Annotated in this window: 14 protein-coding genes; 4 read left to right on the forward strand and 10 right to left on the reverse strand. The window is 66.2% G+C overall.

Translation table 11 applies throughout. The annotated features are described in order from the left end of the window. Nucleotides 1–15: 15 nt before the first annotated feature. Genes E4L96_RS19500 through E4L96_RS19525 form a run of 6 tightly spaced genes read right to left on the reverse strand, consistent with a single transcriptional unit; the run spans nt 16 to nt 7,640 of the window. Nucleotides 16–1,017: an AAA family ATPase gene (locus E4L96_RS19500; protein ID WP_135208883.1), complete on the reverse strand. Its 1,002-nt coding sequence runs from the start codon at nt 1,015–1,017 to the stop codon at nt 16–18. A 13-nt stretch (nt 1,018–1,030) separates the two neighbouring features. After that, entirely contained in the window at nt 1,031–1,654 is a 624-nt protein-coding gene (locus tag E4L96_RS19505) for a DUF4159 domain-containing protein (RefSeq protein WP_135208884.1), read from the reverse strand. Further along, the gene (locus E4L96_RS19510; protein ID WP_135208885.1) at nt 1,655–2,989 is read right to left on the reverse strand and encodes a TldD/PmbA family protein; all 1,335 of its coding nucleotides are present in this window, start codon (nt 2,987–2,989) and stop codon (nt 1,655–1,657) included. A 12-nt stretch (nt 2,990–3,001) separates the two neighbouring features. Continuing rightward, the gene (locus E4L96_RS19515) at nt 3,002–4,639 is read right to left on the reverse strand and encodes a TldD/PmbA family protein (RefSeq protein ID WP_135208886.1); all 1,638 of its coding nucleotides are present in this window, start codon (nt 4,637–4,639) and stop codon (nt 3,002–3,004) included. Next, entirely contained in the window at nt 4,639–5,976 is a 1,338-nt protein-coding gene (locus E4L96_RS19520; protein ID WP_135208887.1) for a TldD/PmbA family protein, read from the reverse strand. Before E4L96_RS19520 ends, E4L96_RS19515 begins: the two co-directional genes overlap by 1 nt. Nucleotides 5,977–6,002: 26 nt before the next feature. Beyond that, nucleotides 6,003–7,640, reverse strand: coding sequence for a TldD/PmbA family protein (locus E4L96_RS19525; protein WP_135208888.1), 1,638 nt, complete (start codon nt 7,638–7,640; stop codon nt 6,003–6,005). 256 nt (nt 7,641–7,896) lie between these two features. On the opposite strand from E4L96_RS19525, the gene E4L96_RS19530 reads away from it, so the two are divergent. From E4L96_RS19530 to E4L96_RS19540, 3 genes are all read left to right on the forward strand, one after another. Next, a complete protein-coding gene (locus E4L96_RS19530; RefSeq protein WP_135208889.1) occupies nt 7,897–8,688 on the forward strand; it encodes a class I SAM-dependent methyltransferase in 792 nt (263 codons plus the stop codon). Between the two features lie 149 nt (nt 8,689–8,837). Continuing rightward, nucleotides 8,838–10,376 carry a S1C family serine protease gene (locus tag E4L96_RS19535; RefSeq protein ID WP_135208890.1) on the forward strand — a complete coding sequence of 513 codons (1,539 nt, stop codon included), beginning with the start codon at nt 8,838–8,840 and terminating at the stop codon, nt 10,374–10,376. A gap of 34 nt (nt 10,377–10,410) precedes the next feature. Then, on the forward strand, nt 10,411–10,809 hold the full coding sequence (locus E4L96_RS19540; protein ID WP_135208891.1) for a DUF3224 domain-containing protein: 399 nt from the start codon (nt 10,411–10,413) through the stop codon (nt 10,807–10,809). A 197-nt stretch (nt 10,810–11,006) separates the two neighbouring features. Here the strand turns inward: E4L96_RS19540 and E4L96_RS19545 are convergent, their stop codons facing one another. Then, complete coding sequence (locus E4L96_RS19545; protein WP_135208892.1) at nt 11,007–12,632, reverse strand: serine hydrolase; 1,626 nt, start codon at nt 12,630–12,632, stop codon at nt 11,007–11,009. An 18-nt stretch (nt 12,633–12,650) separates the two neighbouring features. Further along, entirely contained in the window at nt 12,651–14,504 is a 1,854-nt protein-coding gene (locus tag E4L96_RS19550; protein ID WP_135208893.1) for a M1 family metallopeptidase, read from the reverse strand. A gap of 101 nt (nt 14,505–14,605) precedes the next feature. Here E4L96_RS19550 and E4L96_RS19555 point away from each other — a divergent pair, with 101 nt between their 5' ends. Continuing rightward, entirely contained in the window at nt 14,606–15,181 is a 576-nt protein-coding gene (locus E4L96_RS19555; protein WP_135208894.1) for a TMEM165/GDT1 family protein, read from the forward strand. Here E4L96_RS19555 and E4L96_RS19560 read toward each other — a convergent pair. Both E4L96_RS19560 and E4L96_RS19565 read right to left on the reverse strand, forming a co-directional pair. Beyond that, the gene (locus E4L96_RS19560) at nt 15,169–16,806 is read right to left on the reverse strand and encodes a CehA/McbA family metallohydrolase (protein WP_135208895.1); all 1,638 of its coding nucleotides are present in this window, start codon (nt 16,804–16,806) and stop codon (nt 15,169–15,171) included. The two genes, E4L96_RS19555 and E4L96_RS19560, sit on opposite strands and share 13 nt — an antisense overlap. Nucleotides 16,807–17,002: 196 nt before the next feature. Continuing rightward, nucleotides 17,003–20,149, reverse strand: a 3,147-nt coding sequence (locus tag E4L96_RS19565; RefSeq protein WP_370660757.1) for a glycoside hydrolase family 94 protein, incomplete at its 5' end; no start/stop codon positions are given.

Consider the following 20,149-nt stretch of genomic DNA (forward strand, 5'->3'; position numbering starts at 1 on the left):
GCGGGGTGAATAGGTCTAATCGGTGACGCGCGTCTCGACCTGCAGCGTCGAGAGGATGTCCGCGATGGCCACGCCGTCCGCTTCCGCCTCGAAATTGCGCAGCACGCGGTGCGCCAGAACCGGCAGCAGCATGGCGCCGATATCCTCACGCGTGGCCACCAGCCGTCCGTGCATCAACGCGCGTGCCTTGGACGCGAGCACCAGCGCCTGCCCCGCGCGCGGCCCGGCACCCCAGCCCACGTGCTTGCGCACCGCCTGCACGTGCGTCTCGGCGGGACGGGTCGCGCGCACCAGCCGCGTGGCGTAGCGCACCAGGTGCTGGCCGATTTCGATGTCGCGCACCAGCAGCTGCAGCCGCAGCAGGTCCGCCACCTCCAGCGCCGGTTCCGCTTCCGCCAGCGAGGAGCGCGTGGTGGCCGACACCATCGCCACCTCTTCGTCCTCGGTCGGGTAGCCGACGTCGATCCGCAGCAGGAAGCGGTCCAGCTGCGCCTCCGGCAGCGGGTAGGTTCCCGCCTGCTCGATCGGGTTCTGCGTCGCCAGGACAAAGAAGGGCCTGGGCAGCGGGTGGGTCTGACCGGCAAAGGTCACGGCGCGCTCCTGCATCGCCTCCAGCAACGCCGACTGAGTCTTGGGCGGCGCGCGATTGATCTCGTCCGCCAGCAGCACCTGCGTGAACACGGGTCCCTGCTGGAAGCGGAAGACGCGCTGGCGCGTCTCATGGTCTTCTTCCAGAATCTCGGTGCCGACGATATCCGAGGGCATGAGGTCCGGTGTGAACTGCACGCGGCGGAAGTGCAGGCTCGCGGCCTGCGCCAGCGATTTGACCAGCAGCGTCTTGCCCAGCCCCGGCACACCCTCCACCAGCGCGTGGCCGCCCGCCAGCAGGCAAATCAGCAGCGACTCGACCGCCGTCTCCTGGCCGATCACCACCCTGCCCAGGCTGGCCTTGAGCGCATCCACCTTGCCCGTCAGCGCCGCTATTTCGTGCTCGCTCCAGTCCACCGCGTCCATCATGCTCCTGCTGCTCCTACGCCCCGAGGGCATACTGAATAATGTTCACCGCAAAGCGCGTGTTGTCGATGACGAGAAAGCGCTTGTTGCGGAAGTCGTAATCCCACTCGCAGCCGTAGTCCTTGTTCGAGTACAGCACCCGCACCCGCCCATTGATCTCGATAGCCTTGAGGTAGTCGTGGACCAGGTCATCGCCCCACCCGTTCAGCTCCACGCCAGTGTTGGGCGGGCCGTCGAAGTGGAAGAAGGACGAATACACCGGATGATTGTTGGGGATCTTCTTCAACGCCTTCGGCCCGAAGATGCGTGCCATCTCCGCCTCGAACGACTTGGCGAAGAGACCATCGATATCGTGATTGCAGTCGTCCACGAACACGAAGCCCCCGCCCTTCACGTAGCGCTCGAAGTTGCGCCGCTCCGCAGGGGTGAACTGCACCAGCTTGTGCCCCGCGAAATAGCAGAACGGCGCCTCCAGCATCTTCGGATCCGACAGCGCGACGATGCGTTCGGCCGTATCGACCCGCAGCGTCGTGTACTCCACCAGTGAGTTCAGCACATTGCTGGGCATGCGCAGGTCCACATCCCAGTCGCCCGACTCGTAGGTCAGGCGGGTGAAGTAGAAGTCGTAGGGCCCTGCCATCTACACCGCGTCGGACAGGGACGTGAAGTTGAAGTCGCGGACCTTCATCGGCGGGATCACCATCTGGAACGGCACCTCGTCGCCACCGATGACGACCGGCTTGCCCAGTTCCTCGATGTTGTTCAGCATGGAGACTGGGCTCTCGTTGAAGCGGAAGTTCTTCACCGGGTGCTTGATCTTGCCGTTCTCGATGTAGAAGGTGCCGTCGCGTGTGAGGCCCGTCAGCAGCAGCGATTGCGGATCGACGCTGCGGATGTACCAGGTGCGCGTGACGAGGATGCCCTTCTTGGTGCTCGCGATCAGCTCATCGAGCGAGCGCGTGCCGCCCGCCATGATGAAGTTCCCCGGCCGCGCGACCGCCTGCACGCCCTGCTTCTGCGCCCAGTAGCGGCTGTAGAACAGCGAGGCCACCTTGCCGTCCTTGACCAGGTCCATGCGCTGGCGCGCCTGCATCTGGCCATCCCACGGGCGCACCGGCACATCCTTGTCCCACGGGTCGGCCCACACGTTCACCTGTTCGTCAAACAGCTTGTCGCCAAGGCGGTTGCCGCCGCCCTTCTTCGCCAAAAAGCTGCGGCCCTCGTCGGCCTGGCGTGCGTCGTAGGCGCTGAAGAGGCGCCCCACCAGTTCGGAGGTCGCCGCTGGCTCCAGGATCACGGTATAGCGGCCCGGCTCCAGCGCCTTGGCCTCCACCGATTTCAAGGCCTTTTCGATAGCGATCTGCGACGCCTCCTTGGCATCGAAGCGCGCGGCATCGACCGCCGACCGCGCGGCCCAGCCCGAGCCGCGGCCATCGGCGGTACGTACTGTCACGGTGAAGCTCAAGTCCGTCTCCGGCTGGTAGCCGAACACGCCCTTCGAGTTGGCGATGCAGGTGAAGCCGCGCGAATTGGTAAAGAAGCCTGCGCTGGTCAGCCCCAGCTTGCGGCAGGCCTCGATGCTGGCTGCCGCCACTTCGGCGCGATATTCCGGGTCGATGGCCGCGGTGCGCTGGACGAACGTGGCGCTGGACTTGTATTCCTGCTTGCCGATGGCGGGCACGAATTCCGGGTTTTCCGGCGCGAGCTTCGCCAGTTCCTCCGCGCGCTGCACGGCCTTGCGCAGCGAGGCGTCGTCGAATTCATTGATGGTGGCGGTGCCCTGGCGCTTGCCGAAAGCGACACTCACCTGCATGGTCGTGTCCTCGACCAGGCCGGAGGTCGACACGCTGTTGCGCGCATAGCGGATATTGCCGGTACTGTCGCCGGACAGCGCAATGCGGCATTCGTCCGCAGTGGAAAAGCCCAGCGTCCGGTCGCAGATCCGCTTGGCCTCATCCTGGGTCAGCATCTTCATTGTGGTGGTCTCCTAGCCGATCTTGCGGGCGGTGTTGATGACATTGACGCCATTGAAGCGCGTGGTGGGCGAGCCGTGCGACACCGCGCTCACCTGGCTGGGCTGGCCCTTCCCGTCGAAGAAGGAACCGCCCATGCGCCAGTCGCGTTCATCGCAGATGGCGGCGCAGGCATTCCAGAATTCCTGGGTGTTGGACTGGTAGGCCACGTCTTCCAGCATGCCGGTGATCTTGCCGTTTTTGATCTCGTAGTACAGCTGCCCGCCGAACTGGAAGTTGTAGCGCTGCTGGTCGATCGAATACGAGCCGCGGCCGAGGATGTAGATGCCCTTCTTGACGTCCTTGATCATCTCGTCCGGCGTCAGCTTCGCCTTGCCGGCGGCGAGCGACACGTTGGGCATGCGCTGGAACTGGATGCTGTTCCACGAATCCGCATACGAGCAGCCGTGCGATTCCTTCTCGCCGATGATGTGGGCCTGGTCGCGCGTGGCCTGGTAATTCACCAGCACGCCGTCCTTGATGATGTCCCAGCGCTTGCACTTGACGCCTTCGTCGTCGTACGCGACGGCACCGAGCGAGCCCGGAGTCGTTTTGTCGCCGAAGAAGTTCACGCGCTCATTCCCGAACTTGAATGTCTTCGACTGCCATTTATCGAGGGTCGCGAAGCTGGTGCCCGCGTAGTTGGCTTCGTAGCCGAGCACGCGGTCCAGCTCCGTGGAGTGGCCGACCGATTCGTGGATGGTTAGGAACAGGTGGTCCGGCGATAGTACGAGGTCGTACTTTCCTGGCTCGACGGATTTGGCGGTGAGCTTTTCGCGCGCCTGCTTGCCCGCGAGGCGCGCTTCGCCGACGAGGTCATACGCGTCCTTGTACAGGTGCGTGACGCCGCCTGCCGCCACGATGTGCTGGCCCGGCTTCGGTTCCAGGTATTCGTAGCCCATGCCGACCGGCGCACCGAGGCCATCGCGCTTGCGGAACTTGCCGCTGGCCTTGTCGACCGCAGTGGCGGACAACGGCGCCCACAGGCGATGCACATCCTGGTCGATGTAGGAACCGTCGGTGGAAGCAAAGTACTTCTGCTGGTTCACCTGGAACAGCGTGGACGTCATGAAGCTCGCCCCGGCGTCCAGCCCCGCCTTGTTGGCAGCGATCAGCAGCTCGGCCTTCTCCTTGATCGGCACAAGGCGCCAGTCCTTGCGCATCGGCGTGGCCCACGACACCTGCCCGACGCCCTTGACCGGCGCCAGCTGCACCGGCTCCGACTGCAGCGAGGCATTGGCCTTCGCGATAGCCACCGCCTGGCGCGCGGCATTGGCCACGGCGTCCGGCGTCATCTCGTTGGTGGCCGCAAAACCATAAGCGCCGCCCGCGATCACGCGCACGCCGACACCGGTGGATTCGGTGTTGACGACATTTTCCACGTTGAGATCGCGCGTGATCACGTACTGATTCAGGTAACGCCCGATGCGCACGTCGCAGTACGAGGCCCCGGCCTTGGTGGCAGCGTTGAGCGCCACATCGGCCAGCGCCTTCTTGGCCGCTGCCGCCATGGGGTTGAGCAGCTCCTCGGCCGCGATGGCATTGCCGAAGATGGGGACCAGCATGGAGCCGGCCAGCCCGCCCCCGACCTGCAGGAAACGGCGGCGCTCCATTACACCGCGTCCGACAGCGACGTGAAGTTAAAGTCGCGCACCTTCATCGGCGGAATCAGCATCGAATACGGCGCCTCGTCGCCACCGATGACGACCGGCTTGCCGATCTCCTCGATGTTGTTCAGCATGGTCACCGGGCTCTCGTTGAAGCGGAAGTTCTTGATCGGGTGCTTGATCTTGCCGTTCTCGATGTAGAAGGTGCCGTCGCGCGTGAGGCCCGTGAGCAGCACGGACTGCGGATCCACCATGCGGATGTACCAGGTGCGCGTAACCAGCACGCCCTTCTTGGTGTTGGCGATGAGGTCCGCGGTCGACTTGTCGGTACCGGCCATGATGATGTTGCCCGCCGAGCCGACCGGGCGCACGCCCTGCTTCTTGGCCCAGAACAGCGAGTAGTCCAGTGCATTGACGCGGCCGTCCTTGATCAGGTGCTGCTTCTCGCGCGCCAGCATGGTGCTGCCATCCCAAGGCAGCACGGCCACGCGCGGATCCCACGGGTCGGCCCAGATGTTGACCTGCTGGTCGAACAGCTTGTCGCCCAGACGGTTGCCGCCGCCCTTCTTTGACAGGAAGCTGCGGCCTTCGTCGGCTTGGCGCGCATCGAAGCCGGACAGCATGAAGCCGATGAGGTCCGAGGTCGCCGCCGGTTCCAGGATCACGGTGTAGCGGCCCGGCTCGAGCGCCTTGGCGTTCACGGAGTTAAGCGCCTTTTCGATGGCCACCTGCGCCGCTTCGCGCGGGTCGAAGGTCGCCGCATCGAGCGCCGAGCGCTTGACCCAGCCGGAGCCGCGGCCATCTTCGGTGCGGACGGTGCAGGTGAAGTCCAGGCCCGTCTCGGTCTGGTGGCCGAACACGCCGTGCGAGTTGGCGATGGTGCTGAAGGAGGTGCTGTCGGTGAAGAATCCCGCGCACACCAGCTTGTTCTTGCGGCTTTCTTCAATCGCGTACGCTGCGGCCTGCGCGCGGTAGGCCGGATCGATGGCGGCGGTGCGGTCCGCGAAGGTCGGCGTGGCCTTGAAGTCCTGCTTGTCCACCGGCGGCATGTACTCGGGATTCTCCGGCGCCAGCCTGGCCAGCTCCTCCGCGCGGCGCACGACGCGTTCCAGCGCCTTGTCGTCGAATTCGTTGATGGTGGCGGTGCCCTGCTTCTTGCCATAGCCGACCGTCACGGCCAGCTGCATGTTGTCGACCAGGCCTGCGGTCGACACGTTGTTGCGGGCGAAGCGGATGTTGCCGGTGCGGCCGCCGCTGATCGACACCTCGCACTGGTCGGCCTTGGTCAGCGACAGCACGCGGTCGCAAATGCGCTTGGATTCTTCCTGCGTCAGAAATTTCATTATGCGTATCCCCTGCGATGTCCTGGTCAGCCGATCTTGCGGGCGGTGTTGATCACGTTGACGCCATTGAAGCGCGCCGTCGAGGAACCGTGCGACACGGTCGAGATCTGGCCTGGCTGGCCCTTCCCGTCGAAGAAGGAGCCGCCCATGCGCCAGTCGCGGTCATCGCAGACGGCGCTGCACGCATTCCAGAAGTCCTGGGTGTTGGACTGGTAGGCCACGTCTTCCAGCATGCCGGTGATCTTGCCGTTCTTGATTTCGTAGAACAGCTGGCCGCCGAACTGGAAGTTGTAGCGCTGCTGGTCGATCGAGAACGAGCCGTCGCCGACGATGTAGATGCCGTTCTTGACGTCCTTGACCAGTTCTTCCGGCGTGAGCTTCTTCTTGCCCGCCTTGAGCGAGATGTTGGGCATGCGCTGGAACTGGATGCTGCTCCAGGAATCGGCGTATGAGCAGCCGTGCGATTCCTTTTCGCCGATGATGTGGGCCTGGTCGCGCGTGGCCTGGTAGTTCACCAGTACGCCGTCCTTGATGATGTCCCAGGTCTTGCACTTGACGCCTTCGTCGTCGTAGCCGACCGCGCCGAGCGAACCCGGGATGGTCTTGTCGGCCTCGATGTTGACCAGCGGGGAGCCGTACTTGAACTTCTTCGACTGCCACTTATCGAGCGTGGCGAAGCTGGTGCCGGCGTAGTTGGCTTCGTAGCCGAGCACGCGGTCCAGCTCCGTCGGGTGGCCGACCGATTCGTGGATAGTGAGCCACAGGTGTTCCGGCGAGAGCACCAGGTCGTACTTGCCCGGCTGGACCGACTTGGCGGTCAGCTTTTCCTTGGCCTGCTTGCCCGCGGCGCGCGCGTCTTCCACCAAGTCGTAGGAGCCCTTGTACAGGGTCGTGACGCCGCCGATGGCCTTGATCTTGTCCTGCGGACGCGCGTCGAGATATTCGTAGCCCATGCCCACCGGGGACGAGAGGCCGGAGCGCGAGCGGAATTTGCCGGTGGCCTTGTCGACCGCGGTGGCGGAGAGCGGCGCCCACAGGCGGTGGATGTCCTGGTCGATGTACGAACCATCGGTGGACGCAAAGTACTTTTGCTGGTTGACCTGGAAGAGCATGGACTGCATGAAGTTCGCGCCACCGTCCATGCCCGCCTTGTTGCCCGCGATGAGCAGCTCGGCCTTTTCCTTGATCGGCACCGCGCGCCAGTCCTTCTTGAACGGCGTGCGCCATGCGACTTCGCCCACACCCTTCACGGGCGCCAGCTGCACCGGCTCCGATTGCAGGCGCGCGTTGGCCTTGGCGATGGCCACGGCCTGGCGTGCGGCCGCTGCGACGGCGTCCGGGGTCATCTCATTGGTGGCGGCAAAACCGTAGGCGCCGTTGCACACCACGCGCACGCCGATGCCGGCGGACTCCGTATTGACCACGTTCTCCACGTTCAGGTCACGGGTGGTGATGTACTGGTTCAGATAGCGGCCAATGCGCACATCGCAGTAGCTGGCGCCGGCCTGGGTGGCCGCAGTGAGCGCGGTATCGGCGAGCGTCTTGCGGAATTTGGTGTCGACAGGCTTCAGCAGGTCCTCCGCTTCGACCGCGTGGCCAAAGACGGGAACCAGCATCGTCCCCAAGGCCAAACCACTGATGTTGAGAAAAGTACGGCGTTCCATAGGATCTCCTGGGGGCGTGCGCGTGGGGCGCTTTTTTATATGGACGGGGTAACGAACCGGCGACCATCATACGCAAAGAGTGGCAGGTTTGGAACGAAGTCTTGATATGCATATGTGGCAGCGGATCGACACCGGACCGACAGCGGATTTCGACGGGCCAGCCGCAAAAACCGGTCGGTTGAGCGCACGCATGCTTGACCGGGAGCGGGCTTCGTTTCATCATCCGCTGGCCTCAATAACGACAACGGAGAACTCCATGAAACACCTGATCGCGGCCGCCCTGCTGGCCGTGGGCCTGACCGGGACCGTCCACGCGGCCGAAGACGCGGCACTGAAGGCCGCCATCGCAGGCAGCCACCGCTCCGCCGCCAACGTGGCGCGCGACCAGTACCGCCACCCGTACGAGACCCTGACCTTCTTCGGCATCAAGCCGACCATGACGGTGGTGGAGCTGGTGCCGGAAGGCGGCTGGTACACCGAGATCCTGGCGCCCTACCTGCGCGAGCACGGCAAGCTGATTGGCTCGGGCCAGCCGTTCACCAACCGGTACGGCATGATCTTCCAGAAGAAGCTCGCGTCCAACCCGGCGGTCTACGACAAGGTGCAGGCCACGGTGTTCGACCCGCCGGCCACCTACAACATCGCACCGCCCAACAGCGTGGACATGGTGCTCACCTTCCGCAACATGCATAACTGGGTGGAGCTGGGTGACGCCAACCTGCAGGCGGCCCTGAAGCACATTCACTCGGTGCTGAAACCAGGCGGCGTGTTCGGGCTGACGGACCATCGCCGCCCCGCTGCCATGCCGCAAGATGCGAAGGCCGAAAGCGGCTACCTGCACGAGGCCTGGGTGATCAAGCAGGTGGAAGCGGCGGGCTTCAAGCTGGTGGCCAAGTCCGAGATCAATGCGAATCCGAAGGACACCGCGAACCATCCGCGCGGCGTATGGACGCTGCCGCCGTCTCTCGCGATGGGCGCGCAGGACCGCGAGAAGTACCAGGCGATCGGCGAGAGCGACCGCATGACGCTGAAGTTCGTGAAGCAGTGAGCCTGGCCGCCGGGCCGGTTGGCTTGCCAAACCTCCTTCTTTAACGCTGGCTTAACGGCCCATCGCATTGCCACCACCGTGACATTGCGATGATTTTCCCGCTACGGCGGCGGTGTATAGTTGCCGGCGTTGCCAATTATTCGGACGCCATGAACATCCCACGCACCGCTGCCGTATTTATTCTCGCCTTCTCCGCGCTGTCTGTCCTCCCCGCGCAGGCCGCGGCCACGGACCCGCAAACGGCCGGCGCGCCCGCCCTGCCCGCGCTCGAAAACTCCGTCGTCAAGATCTTCGCCACGCTGCGCCGTCCGGACATGTACCGGCCATGGGGCAAGGCCCAGCCGCTGGACGTGAGCGGCAGCGGTGTCGTCATCGAGGGCAACCGCATCCTCACCAACGCGCACGTGGTGGGCTATGCGAGCCAGGTGCAGGTGCAGCCCAACCAGTCCGGCGAAAAACTGTCCGCCACCGTGGAGGCGATCGCCCCGGGCATCGACCTGGCGATCCTGAAGCTGGAAGACGAAAGCTTCTTCAAGACCCATAAGCCCGCGCCGCGCTCCAGCGCTTTGCCGGAGGTGCGCGATGCGGTGTTCGCGTACGGCTACCCGACTGGCGGCACGTCGCTGTCGATCACCAAGGGCATCGTCTCGCGCATCGAGTTCGTGCCCTACTCGCATGCGACGGCGGGCCTGCGCGTGCAGATCGACGCGGCCATCAACCACGGCAACTCGGGCGGGCCGGTGGTCTCCAACGACAAGATGATCGGCCTCGCGTTCTCGGGGGCGGCCAACACCCAGAACATCGGCTACATCATTCCCAACGAGGAGATCGAGCTGTTCCTGCACGATATCCGCGATGGGCACTACGACGGGAAGGTGTACTTCCTGGAGGACGTGCAGACCATGGAGAACCCGGCGCTGCGCGATTACCTCAAGCTGGACAAGGGTGTCGAGGGCGCGGTGGTGAACCATCCGTACTCGGACGATCCTTCGTATCCGATCAAGGAATGGGACGTCATCACCCGCATCGGTGACGCGCCGGTGGACAGCGAAGGCATGGTCCGCGTGAATCCGAACCTGCGGGTGCGTTTTACCTACAAGGTGCAGCAGCTGGCCAGGGATGGCAAGGTGCCGCTGACGATCATCCGCAATGGGAAGGCGATGACGGTGAATGCGCCGGTGTACGCCAAGCGTCCGCGCCTGCTGGACAGCCTGAATGGCTCGTATCCGTCCTACTTCGTGTATGGTCCGGTCGTGTTCACGCGCGGGACCACCGAGTTCCTGGGCGGGATCGCCGGGAACGCGGTCGCGCTGATCAACAACGCCGCCACCGGCAACCCGATGCTGCTGCACATGGGGGACAAGCCGACGGCGGAGCAGGAGGAGCTGGTCGTCATCGCGGCGCCGTTCTTCACCCACAAGAGCATCACGGGCTACAGCAACCGTCAGGGCGCGGTGCTCAAGTCGGTCAATGGGGTGCCGGTGAAGAGCCTCAAGCACCTGGTGGCGTTGCTGCGCGACTCCAAGGACGACCTGTTGCAGCTGCGCTTCCATTCGCGGCCGGACGAGACAATTGTCCTCAAGCGCAAGGACGTGGTGGCCGCCACCGACACCATCCTCGCCGACAACGGCATCCGCTTCCAGGGCTCGCCGGACATGATGGAAGTTTGGGAAGGCAAGGCGAAATGACGTTGGCTGCGGCCACTACCAGGACAAGGAGCGGATGATGGAAGCGAAAGGCCACTTCGAAATCAAGATGGCGCCGGAGGCGATCAGCGCCACGGCAGCGGACAGCGGCATCGGCCGCATGTCGCTCGACAAGCAGTACCACGGCGACATCGAAGGCCATAGCACCGGTGAGATGCTCGGCTATCGCAACATGGCGCTCGGCGCCGGCGGCTATGTCGCGATGGAGACTGTGCACGGCACGCTGGGTGGCCGCGCGGGCAGCTTCACGCTGCAGCACAGCTCCACGATGGATGCCGGCGTTGGCACCCAGTCCATCCAGGTCGTCCCCGGCTCCGGCAGCGGCGCCCTGGCCGGCCTGACCGGCCAGCTCCTGATCATCCAGGCCGACGGCCGCCATACCTACGAGTTCACCTACACCCTCCCGAATGCCTGAGCCCGGTGGATAACTTCCCCCACCGGGGTCAGGCGTGGCCTTCATAGACAAGCCCTGGCACCCGCCCGAATTTCGCCCATCAATTCAAGGGCTTGCGCGGTGATGTTCTGATAACTTTCCGAAACGCCGAGGCCTGACCCCTGTGGAGAAGTTTGTGTCGCGGGGGCGGCGCGGCGTGACATGCCGGCCGCCTGGGATTACTTGGCCGCGGCCTTCTTGACCGGGGTGAAGGTGAGGTCCTGGAAGTCGTAGCTGAAGTCCGTCTCGGCCGAAATCGGGGCCATCTTCATGCGCTCAATGGTGCCGTCCGGGTTCAGCGAGAAGGTCACGTAGGCGTCGGCGTTGAAGTTGCGCTCCTTCCAGCGCACGATGAAAGTGTCGTACTGGAAGTGCTCCAGCTCCCCCACCAGGTCCGGCGTGCGCGAGAACGTCATCACGTTCTTGCTGCCCATCTGCTTGATGGTGACCGTGCCGTACCACGGGTCCTCATAGTCGCCGTAATAGGAGGCCATCGGCAGTGCCGGCGCCGACTTGGCGGCGCGCGTGGCGCCTTCCTTCTTCAGTTTCGCCAGCTCCTTCTCGTGCGCTTCCTTCTCGACGTCCGCCATCAGCTTGATCCAGTCGGTCGGGGCGACGTTGAGGTACTGGTCGAGAATGCGGTACGACAGCGCCGTCATCGAGGAGCTGTTCTCGGCATTGGTGAAGATCGCGATGCCCAGCTTCTCTTCCGGCACCAGCACGATGCGCGAGTAGAAGCCCTGCAGCGCGCCGCCGTGCATGGCCAGCTTGCGACCCTGGTAGTCGCGCAGCTGGAAGCCCAGGCCATAAGCCGAGAAGTTGGCGCGCGTCTTGGCCAGCGCGGGCTTGGGCTCTGAAATGCGGATCGGGGTCTGCTCGGCCCACATTTCGCGGCTCTGCTTTTCGCTGAACAGGCGCTGGTCCGAATCGGGCAGCTTGCCTTGCGCGAGCAGGAGGTTCATCCACTTGGCGATGTCCTCGGCGCTGGTGTTGATGCCGACCGCGCCGACCGCGTTCGATACCGGCATCTGCTTCACCAGCGTGATCTTCTCGCCGACCTTGGAGTGCGCGCCCGCCACATTGGCAATGCCCGCGTTTTCGGCCAGGCTGGTGGTGGTGTGATTCATACCCAGCGGCTTGAGGATCTGCGCGCGCACCGCGTCGCCCCAGGTGCTGCCGTACTTCTGCGCGATGATCTTGCCGGCCACGATGTAGAGCAGGTTGTCGTAGGCGTAGGCGCTGCGGAAGCTGGTGGCGGGCTTGATGAAGCGGAGCCGGTGGATGATCTCGTCCGAGGTGAAGGTAGTCGTGGGCCACCACATCAGGTCACCGGCGCCGAGACCCAGGCCGCTGCGGTGGACCAGCAGGTCGCGCACCGTCATCTCGTGAGTCACGTAAGCGTCATACATCTGGAAGTCCGGCAGGTGCTTGGTCACGGGGTCGTCCCAGGCCAGCTTGCCCTCGTCCACCAAATGCGCCAGCATGGCCGCGGTGAAGGCCTTGGAGTTGGACGCGATCTCGAACAGCGTCTGGCCGTCCACCGGCGCCGGGTCGCCCAGCTTGCGCACGCCAAAGCCGCGCGCGGCGATCACCTTGCCGTCCTTGACGATGGCGATCGCCATGCCGGGCACGTCGAAGGTGCGCATGGCGCGCAGGGTGTCGGCTTCCAGGTCGTAGGCCGGGACGGCGGCTGCGGCAGCGGGTGCCGCTGCGGTGTCGCGCGCGTGCAGCGGTGCGGCGGTGCCAAAGGCCAGCAGCAGCGCTGCGGCGAGAGTCAGAACGGGGGTCTTGATTCGGGTCTGCATGTCGGTGTCGGTCCTTGTTTACTTCTTGGCCATCTGCTTGTCGACGCTCTTCTGCGTCTCGGGGTGGTAATGCGGGCGGGCTTTCTCGTACACGGCGCGGGCCCAGGCGGCGTGCTGCGGGTTCTTGAGCAGCGCGGCATACAGCGGCACCACGAACTTCTGGCGGCCGACGCGCATCAGGAAGGATTCCAGCGGCGGGCGCACGGCGTCGTAGCCGGCGTGGATGGCGGCGCGGTAGAAGCGAAAGGCCACTTCGTCGTTGCGCGTCTTGCCCAGGCCGAAGGCGGCATCCAGCTCCTGGAGCTGCGCGCGGGTCACCTTCTCGTCGACGTCGTTCAGGAATTTCATCCACTCGGCGGCGGACCACTTGGCCGTGTCGAGCTTCGCGGTGCTCACGCTGCCCTTGAGCCAGGCCTCGCGGGTGGCGTCCAGCGCGGCGAGACGCGGGGACACGGCGCGCTGCGCGCTGGCCGGGATACCGGGGCCATACAGCCACTGGTTCAGTTCCGCCTCGGTGAGCAGGTTCGGGTGCTGTGCCAGGAGGTTCTTGCGCAGGTAGTCGACAAACTGCTCGGTGGTCACGCTCTGGAACGCGTGCTGGTCGAACCAGCCGCGCAGGAACGGGTCGAACACGGCGCGGCCGGCGCGCTGCTCCAGCGTGCGCAGGAACCACGCTCCTTTCGGGTAGGCCAGGCCGTCGTCGGTGTAGCTGGCGTTGGAGGTGTCCGGGTCGCGCGTGATCAGGGCCTGTTTGGCGGCCGGGATGTCGGCCAGCGACGCCAGTGCTTCTTCCTGCTCCAGCTGCAGGTTCATGGTCGCGAAATCTTCTCCGTACAGCACCTCGATGATGCGGGTGGTGACGTAGGTAGTGAAGCCCTCGTTGAGCCACCAGTGCTTCCACGAGGCGTTGGTCACCAGGTTGCCGGACCAGCTGTGCGCCAGCTCGTGCGCGATCAGGTCCACCAGGCTGCGGTCGCCCGCGATCATGGTCGGCGTGGCGAAGGTCATGCGCGGGTTTTCCATGCCGCCGATCGGGAATGACGGCGGCGCGATCATCACGTCATACCTGCCCCACCGGTATGGGCCGTACAGGGATTCGGCCGCGGCCACCATCTTCTCGGTGTCCGCCAGTTCGTAGGCGGCGTCCTTGATGCGCAGCGGTTCGGCGTAGACGGCGGTGCGGCTGCCCAGCGTGGCCACATCCAGTTCGCCGATGCCGATGGCCAGCATGTACGAGGCCACGGGCTGCGGCATGCGGAAGTCCCAGCCCTTGGCGCCGGTGGCCTTGGGGTCGTTCTCGGCGCTCATCACCACGCGCAGGCCCGGCGGCGCGTCGATGTGCGCGGAGTATGTGAAGCGAACGGCGGGCGTGTCCTGCAGCGGCACCCAGGAGCGGGCGTCGATGGTCTCGGACTGGCTGAACATGAAGGGGCGCTTGCCGGACATGGTCTGCGCGGGCGTGAGCCATTGCAGAGCGGCGGCGGTGGGTGCGGTACTGTAGTGGATGCGGACCTTGCGCGGCTGCTTGGGCAAGGCTATGTGCAGGGCGCTGCCCTTCTCCTTGTCGGCGGCATCGAGCTTGTACTCGGCGGTGTGCCATGCGCCCTTGCCGTCGAGCGCTTCGATCTTCGTGATCGCCAGGTCGCGCGTGTCGAGATCGAGCACGGTGGCCTTCGGGTCCAGCCACTGGAGCGCCAGTTCGGCATAGCCGTCCAGCGTCTTGCGGTCGAAGTCCGCCTTCAGCTTGAGCTGGATGTCGGTCTGCCGGACCTGGTCGTAATGCGAGTAGGAGAGCGGGTCGAGCGCGTGGGCCTGGCCGGCCACCACGAACAGCGCGCATGCTGCGATGCGCAAGGGGATGGGCGTTTTCATGACCCGGCAGGATAGCACCATGCCACGCACGCACGCCAGCAAAACCGGCGTCTTGACAGCCGCCCGGCTGGTATCATCGCGCCTCTTCATCAGGATCTGACATGGAAGCGTTCCTCATCTCCACCGGCATCGTCGCGCTGGCCGAAATCGGCGACAAGACCCAGCTGCTCGCCTTCCTGCTCGCGGCGCGCTTTCGCCGTCCGCTGCCGATCGTGCTCGGGATTTTCGTTGCCACCATCGTCAATCACGCCTTTGCGGCAGCGGTGGGCGCGTGGGTCTCGGCCACGCTCGGGCCGCAGGTGCTGCGCTGGGTGCTGGGCCTGGGCTTCATCGCCATGGCCGCGTGGATGCTGGTGCCGGATGAAGTGGACGAGGACGACGCCAAGCTGGCGCGCTACGGCGTGTTCATGACTACCCTGATCGCCTTCTTCCTGGCCGAGATGGGTGACAAGACACAGGTCGCCACCGTGGCGCTGGCGGCGCGCTTCGGCTCCATGGCGCCAGTGGTGGCCGGAACCACGCTGGGGATGATGCTGGCGAATGTGCCGGCGGTCTACTTCGGCGGCCGCATCGCCAACAAAGTGCCCCTCAAGCTGGTGCACGGGATCGCGGCGGCGATTTTCGCGGTGCTGGGCGTCCTGACGCTGCTTGGCGCGGGGGCATCCTACGGGTTCTGAGCCGGCTTCTGGGTCACCCACACGGGGGCCGTCCACAGCATGCTGCCGTCGTCCTGCGTGACCTTCGCGTAGTAAAAATGCTCGCCCACGGCGGGCGCGATGGTTGCCGACATCTCTGCCGATAACTGCGCCACCTTGCCGTTGCGGGCAGGGACGCCTTCCATGATCGCCACCGTGGCGACGCGCTTGTCGCTGCTGCTGGCGTGGCGCACCTCCAGCCGCAGCGGACCGCTGCTGGCGAACCGTTCCCCCATCAGGTGGCCGTTCGCGGTCAGGACCAGCTGCGCTGTCTTGTCCATGGTCGCGAACACGCGGCGGGCGCGGATGGCTTCCAGCAGGTTGTCCGTGGTCAGGCGCCGCCCGCGCGGGATCAGCACCGCGGTGCGGTTGGCGTACGACGCGCCCCAGTTGGCGCAGTGGTTGTCCTGGCTCGATGAAAAGGCGATGTGGTAACCCGCTTCCAGCGCGCGGTTGCATGCGTCCTCGTAGCCATGCCGACTGGTTTCGTCTTCATTCACCTTGCGCGAGTAGGCCGAGGTGTTAAGGACTTCGCACAGGGCGATGGTGTCGTCGCCATCCGGCGTGTACGCGAGCGGTACGCCGTTGACCTGGAACTGGCCGGTGAACGCGGGGTGGTTGAACTGGCCGATCCAGCCGCGCTGGCGCATCAGCGTATAGAGGGCGGCGTAGTCGCCACGGGCGGTGTACAGGTCGGCCAGCAGCGCGCCGTCCGCGTTGCGCTCCCAGCCCAGCAGCTCGGGGGCATTCAGGATGTTCAGGTGGCCGCCATTGCCGATCACGCCCCACTCCATGCCGTACAGGGCAACGAAATCCGAGTGGGTTGTGTTGAAGTCGTTGGCGGCGGTGAGGCCGGAGCGGTACAGCATGCGCGACCACCCGGGGTCGGCGCCGGCGTTGGTGCCGTCGGAGCCGTCGTACATGTGGTTATGCTCGGACGTCATCAGGAAGTCGAGGCCGTGGGCGCGGGCATAGGTGTAGGCGTCGCCGGGGCCGTACAGGCCTGTCTGCGGGTCTTGGGCGCCAGTGCAGGTGGTGACTTCGGCGCCGCCGTCACTGTGGTTGGTCTGGCTGTGCAGGTTACCGTAGTAGACGGTGTAGGGGAGGTCGAAGGCTTGCTTGCGGCGCGCGGCGGCGGCAGCTGCGGCCAGCGGCGCCGGGTGCGCTGCGGGTGGGGCGCCGGTCAGGATGTCCCAAGATTGGTCGTCGCTGGTGCCGTCGGGCAGAGCGGCGTGCAGGTGGACGGTGTAGGTGCCGCGGGCTGGCTCGCCGCCGGGCAGCGTACCGTCCCATTCCACTTTGGTTTCGACGGGCTGGGTGGCCATGGCGGTGGTGCCTTGCCAGCGGCGCAGCACGGAGCCGGGGATGCTGGCGCCGGAGCGGGTCAGCTCCAGCGTCCAGCTGACTTGGGTGGCAGCGGGCAGGCCAGGGTAGCCGAAGCGCAGCGTGAACGTGCGCCGCTCGCCCGCCTCGCCGCGGTAGGGCGCGTACAGGGTCGCCTCGAACTCGCGGTGATCAGCGACGCCTGCCGCTGCGGGCAAAGGGAGCAGCGGTGCGGGCAACAACGTAGACACAGCGAGCAGCAGGCAAGGCAAGCGTCGGGACATGCGGCCTCCATCGTATGGACGCCCAAGAAGACGCGTGCTGCAGCGCGATCGGGCGCCCCAGCACGCGGACCGCGGACCGCGGACTGCCGACTGCGGGCTGCGGGCTGCGGGCTGCGGGCTGCGCGGGGAGCACGGTGTTTCGTGGGCGTGCGGCTGTCAATGTCCCGCCGCGGAGCGCGGCGGCGTTTGCGCTGCGTCAGGAGGCGTCGCCGAGGGTGACGCGGATCTCGTGCTCGCGATGATCGTCTGCCAGCACGATGCCGTCGCGGGCCTGCGGCTGGCCATCCAGCGCCAGCGACCACTCGGCGCCGCGCTCCACGCTGATAGCATACGTGGCGCTCCGCCAGCGCAGGCGCAAGCGGAAGCCTGGCCATTCCGGCGGCAGCAGCGGAGCCAGCGTCAGCCGGTCCGCCTCCACGTGCAGGCCAAGCAGCGACTCCACCAGCAAGCGGTACATCCACCCCGCCGACCCGGTGTACCACGTCCACCCGCCCCGCCCCTCGTGCCCGCGGGCCGAATACACATCCGCCGCCATCACATACGGCTCCACCCGATACCTCTCCACACCTTCCGCATCGCGCGCGTGGTTGACGGGATTGATCATCCGGCACAGCTCCCACGCACGCGGACCGTCGCCGAGCCGCGCGAACGCCATCGCCGCCCATACCGCCGCATGGGTGTACTGGCCGCCGTTCTCGCGCACGCCCGGCACATAGCCGCGGATGTATCCCGGATCGGTGCGACCCGCATCGAACGGCGGATCCAGCAGCTGCACCAGTTCCAGCTCCCGCCGCACCAGCAGCTGATCGACCTGCCGCATCGCCTTGCGCGCCCGTTGCGGATCGCCCGCCGCCGACAGCACCGCCCAGCTCTGCGAGATCGAATCGATCCGGCATTCGTCCGCCGCCGCCGTGCCGAGTGGCGTGCCGTCGTCGAAGTAGGCGCGCCGGTACCACTCGCCGTCCCACGCGTGCCGCTCCAGATTGAGCGCCAGCTCCTGCGCCTGCTCGCGGCAGGTGGCCGCGAACTCCTGGTCCCCCTGCAGCCGCGCCACGCCTTCAAACTTGCGCAGCACATCGCACAGGAACCACCCGAGCCACACGCTCTCGCCCTTCCCCTCGGCGCCAACACGGTCCATACCGTCGTTCCAGTCCCCGGAGCCCATCAGCGGCAACCCGTGCTCCCCAAACCGCAAACCGTGCCGGAGCGCGCGTACGCAGTGCTCATACAGGCTGGCATGCTGCTGCGCCGGCTGCGGCAAGTCGTAGTAGGACTCTTCGTGTTCCTTGAGCGGCCGCCCTTCGATGAAACCCGCCGCCTCATCCAGCACGGCGCGGTCGCCGGTCGCGCTCACATAGGCATGCACGGCGAACGGCAGCCACAGATAATCGTCCGAGCACATAGTCCGCACGCCGCGTCCGGATGGCGGATGCCACCAGTGCTGCACATCCCCTTCCGGGAACTGGCGGCTGGCTGCCAGCAAAATCTGTTCGCGCAGCAGCTGTGGATCGGCATGGACCAGCGCCACGGCGTCCTGCAGCTGGTCGCGGAACCCGAACGCGCCGCCCGACTGGTAGTAGCCGCTGCGCCCCCACAGCCGGCTCGCGATCACCTGATACGGCAGCCAGCCATTGGCCAGCACGTTCAGCTCGGGGTCGGGCGTCTCGACCTGCACGCCGCCCAGCAAGCCCTCCCAGCGTTCCTTCACCTTGGCCAGCGCCTGGTACGCGGCCACCGCGCCCGTGCGGGTGGCGATCATCTGCGCCAGCTCCTCGGTGCGGCGCCCACTCACGCCCAGCGCGAACACCACTTCCTGCGTCTCGCCCGGCGGCAGTTCGAGCGGCACCATGATGGCCGCGCACGGGTCGTAGCCGGCCCCGGTGCGGCTGGACAGGCGTGCGCGCAGCATCGCCGCGGGACTGCGCAGGCTGCGCTGGCGGCCCAGGAACTCTTCCCGGTCGGCCGTGACCGTGAAGCTGCGCGCATCGGCGTGGAAGAACGCCATCCGCCCCGCGAATTCCGTGTTGTAGCCATTGCGGGCAAACAGCGCACCGCTGGCCGGGTCGATTTCGGTGACCACATGCGGCGCGCTGCGGTCGCGGTGTTCGCCCAGCACCCATTCGACATAGCCGGTGAGCGCGACCCGGCGCTTCATGCTACTGTCATTGCGCACCTTGAGGATGCTGTACTTGATGCCTGCATCGGCTGCCACGAACACGGTCAGCTCGGTGTGCAGCCCGTCTTCCACGTGTTCAAAGACGCTGTAGCCCAACCCGTGCCGGGTCAGGTAGTCCCCCTGTCCGGCCGCGGGCAGAGGCGCCGGCGACCAGAAATGTCCCGTATGTTCGTCGCGTACATAGAAGGCTTCGCCGGACGTGTCCGAGACCGGGTCGTTGTCCCAGGGCGTCAGGCGGAACTCGTGAGCGTTCTCCGCCCAGGTGCAAGCCTGCCCGCTTTCGGAGACCACGCTGCCGAACCAGGGATTGGCCAGCACATTGCACCAGGGCGCCGGGGTGGGGGCGCCGGCGCGCGTGCGGATCACGTACTCGCGCCCATCGGCACTGAAGCCGCCGGTGCCATTGGCGAGCATCAGCTCCGGCAGCTCGAGCTGCACCGGCTCGTGCACCAGCGCCGCGCGGGCGTCGGCGGCCAGCACCGGCACTCGCAAGGGACGCGGAACGGCGCGGCGCAACTGGTCGTCCAGCGCGCCGCGGTCGCCATCCAGCACGACGCGGGCCACGGCAGCGATCAGCACCTGGTCCTCCGGCGGCACCTGGTCCTGCAGGCGGACGAAGATCCCGCCGGGCCGGTCCAGGGCCTGCGCCTCGCCCGCGGACGTCACCAGCCCCATCAGCTGGTCGCGCAGGCCCTGGCGGTAGCCTTCGCGGTCATGGCACCAGATCACCAGGTCCACGGCCAGCCCCTTCAGGCGCCAGTATTCGTGCGCCTGCACCATCTGCCGCGCCAGCTCCATGTGGGCCGGATCGCGCAGGCGCAGGAGCACGATCGGGAGGTCGCCCGAGATCGAGTAGGCCCACAGGCCGGACTGGCCGCGCTGGTTGCGTGCGATGGTGGCGGGATCGGCGCGCAGGCGCGGCACGTTGAACACCACCGCGGCGGCCAGCCCGGCGTAGCGGCGCGCATCGGCGGTGCTGGCGTTAAGCTGGCGCAGCACCACCTGGCCGTGGGTCCAGGCCAGGTCGAACACCCGGTCGGCCGCCTGGCGGTCCTGATAGCGGCGCGCCAGGTCCTGCGCCGCGGCCCGGTCCGGCGCCACCCCGGTGACGAAGTCCAGCACCGCCGTCTCGTCCGGCTCGAGGACGATCCGGACGCGGATCGCCAG

It is taken from the genome of Zemynaea arenosa (assembly GCF_004614185.1).
GTDB classification, from domain to species: Bacteria; Pseudomonadota; Gammaproteobacteria; order Burkholderiales; family Burkholderiaceae_D; genus Telluria; species Telluria arenosa.

Excerpts from the sequence above, each read along its gene's own strand:
- E4L96_RS19545 (WP_135208892.1), bottom strand. The coding sequence starts at position 12,632 with ATGCAGACCCGAATCAAGACCCCCGTTCTGACTCTCGCCGCAGCGCTG.
- E4L96_RS19530 (WP_135208889.1), top strand. The coding sequence starts at position 7,897 with ATGAAACACCTGATCGCGGCCGCCCTGCTGGCCGTGGGCCTGACCGGG.
- E4L96_RS19550 (WP_135208893.1), bottom strand. The coding sequence starts at position 14,504 with ATGAAAACGCCCATCCCCTTGCGCATCGCAGCATGCGCGCTGTTCGTG.
- E4L96_RS19525 (WP_135208888.1), bottom strand. The coding sequence starts at position 7,640 with ATGGAACGCCGTACTTTTCTCAACATCAGTGGTTTGGCCTTGGGGACG.
- E4L96_RS19560 (WP_135208895.1), bottom strand. The coding sequence starts at position 16,806 with ATGTCCCGACGCTTGCCTTGCCTGCTGCTCGCTGTGTCTACGTTGTTG.
- E4L96_RS19500 (WP_135208883.1), bottom strand. The coding sequence starts at position 1,017 with ATGATGGACGCGGTGGACTGGAGCGAGCACGAAATAGCGGCGCTGACG.
- E4L96_RS19555 (WP_135208894.1), top strand. The coding sequence starts at position 14,606 with ATGGAAGCGTTCCTCATCTCCACCGGCATCGTCGCGCTGGCCGAAATC.
- E4L96_RS19510 (WP_135208885.1), bottom strand. The coding sequence starts at position 2,989 with ATGAAGATGCTGACCCAGGATGAGGCCAAGCGGATCTGCGACCGGACG.
- E4L96_RS19520 (WP_135208887.1), bottom strand. The coding sequence starts at position 5,976 with ATGAAATTTCTGACGCAGGAAGAATCCAAGCGCATTTGCGACCGCGTG.
- E4L96_RS19505 (WP_135208884.1), bottom strand. The coding sequence starts at position 1,654 with ATGGCAGGGCCCTACGACTTCTACTTCACCCGCCTGACCTACGAGTCG.
- E4L96_RS19515 (WP_135208886.1), bottom strand. The coding sequence starts at position 4,639 with ATGGAGCGCCGCCGTTTCCTGCAGGTCGGGGGCGGGCTGGCCGGCTCC.
- E4L96_RS19540 (WP_135208891.1), top strand. The coding sequence starts at position 10,411 with ATGATGGAAGCGAAAGGCCACTTCGAAATCAAGATGGCGCCGGAGGCG.
- E4L96_RS19535 (WP_135208890.1), top strand. The coding sequence starts at position 8,838 with ATGAACATCCCACGCACCGCTGCCGTATTTATTCTCGCCTTCTCCGCG.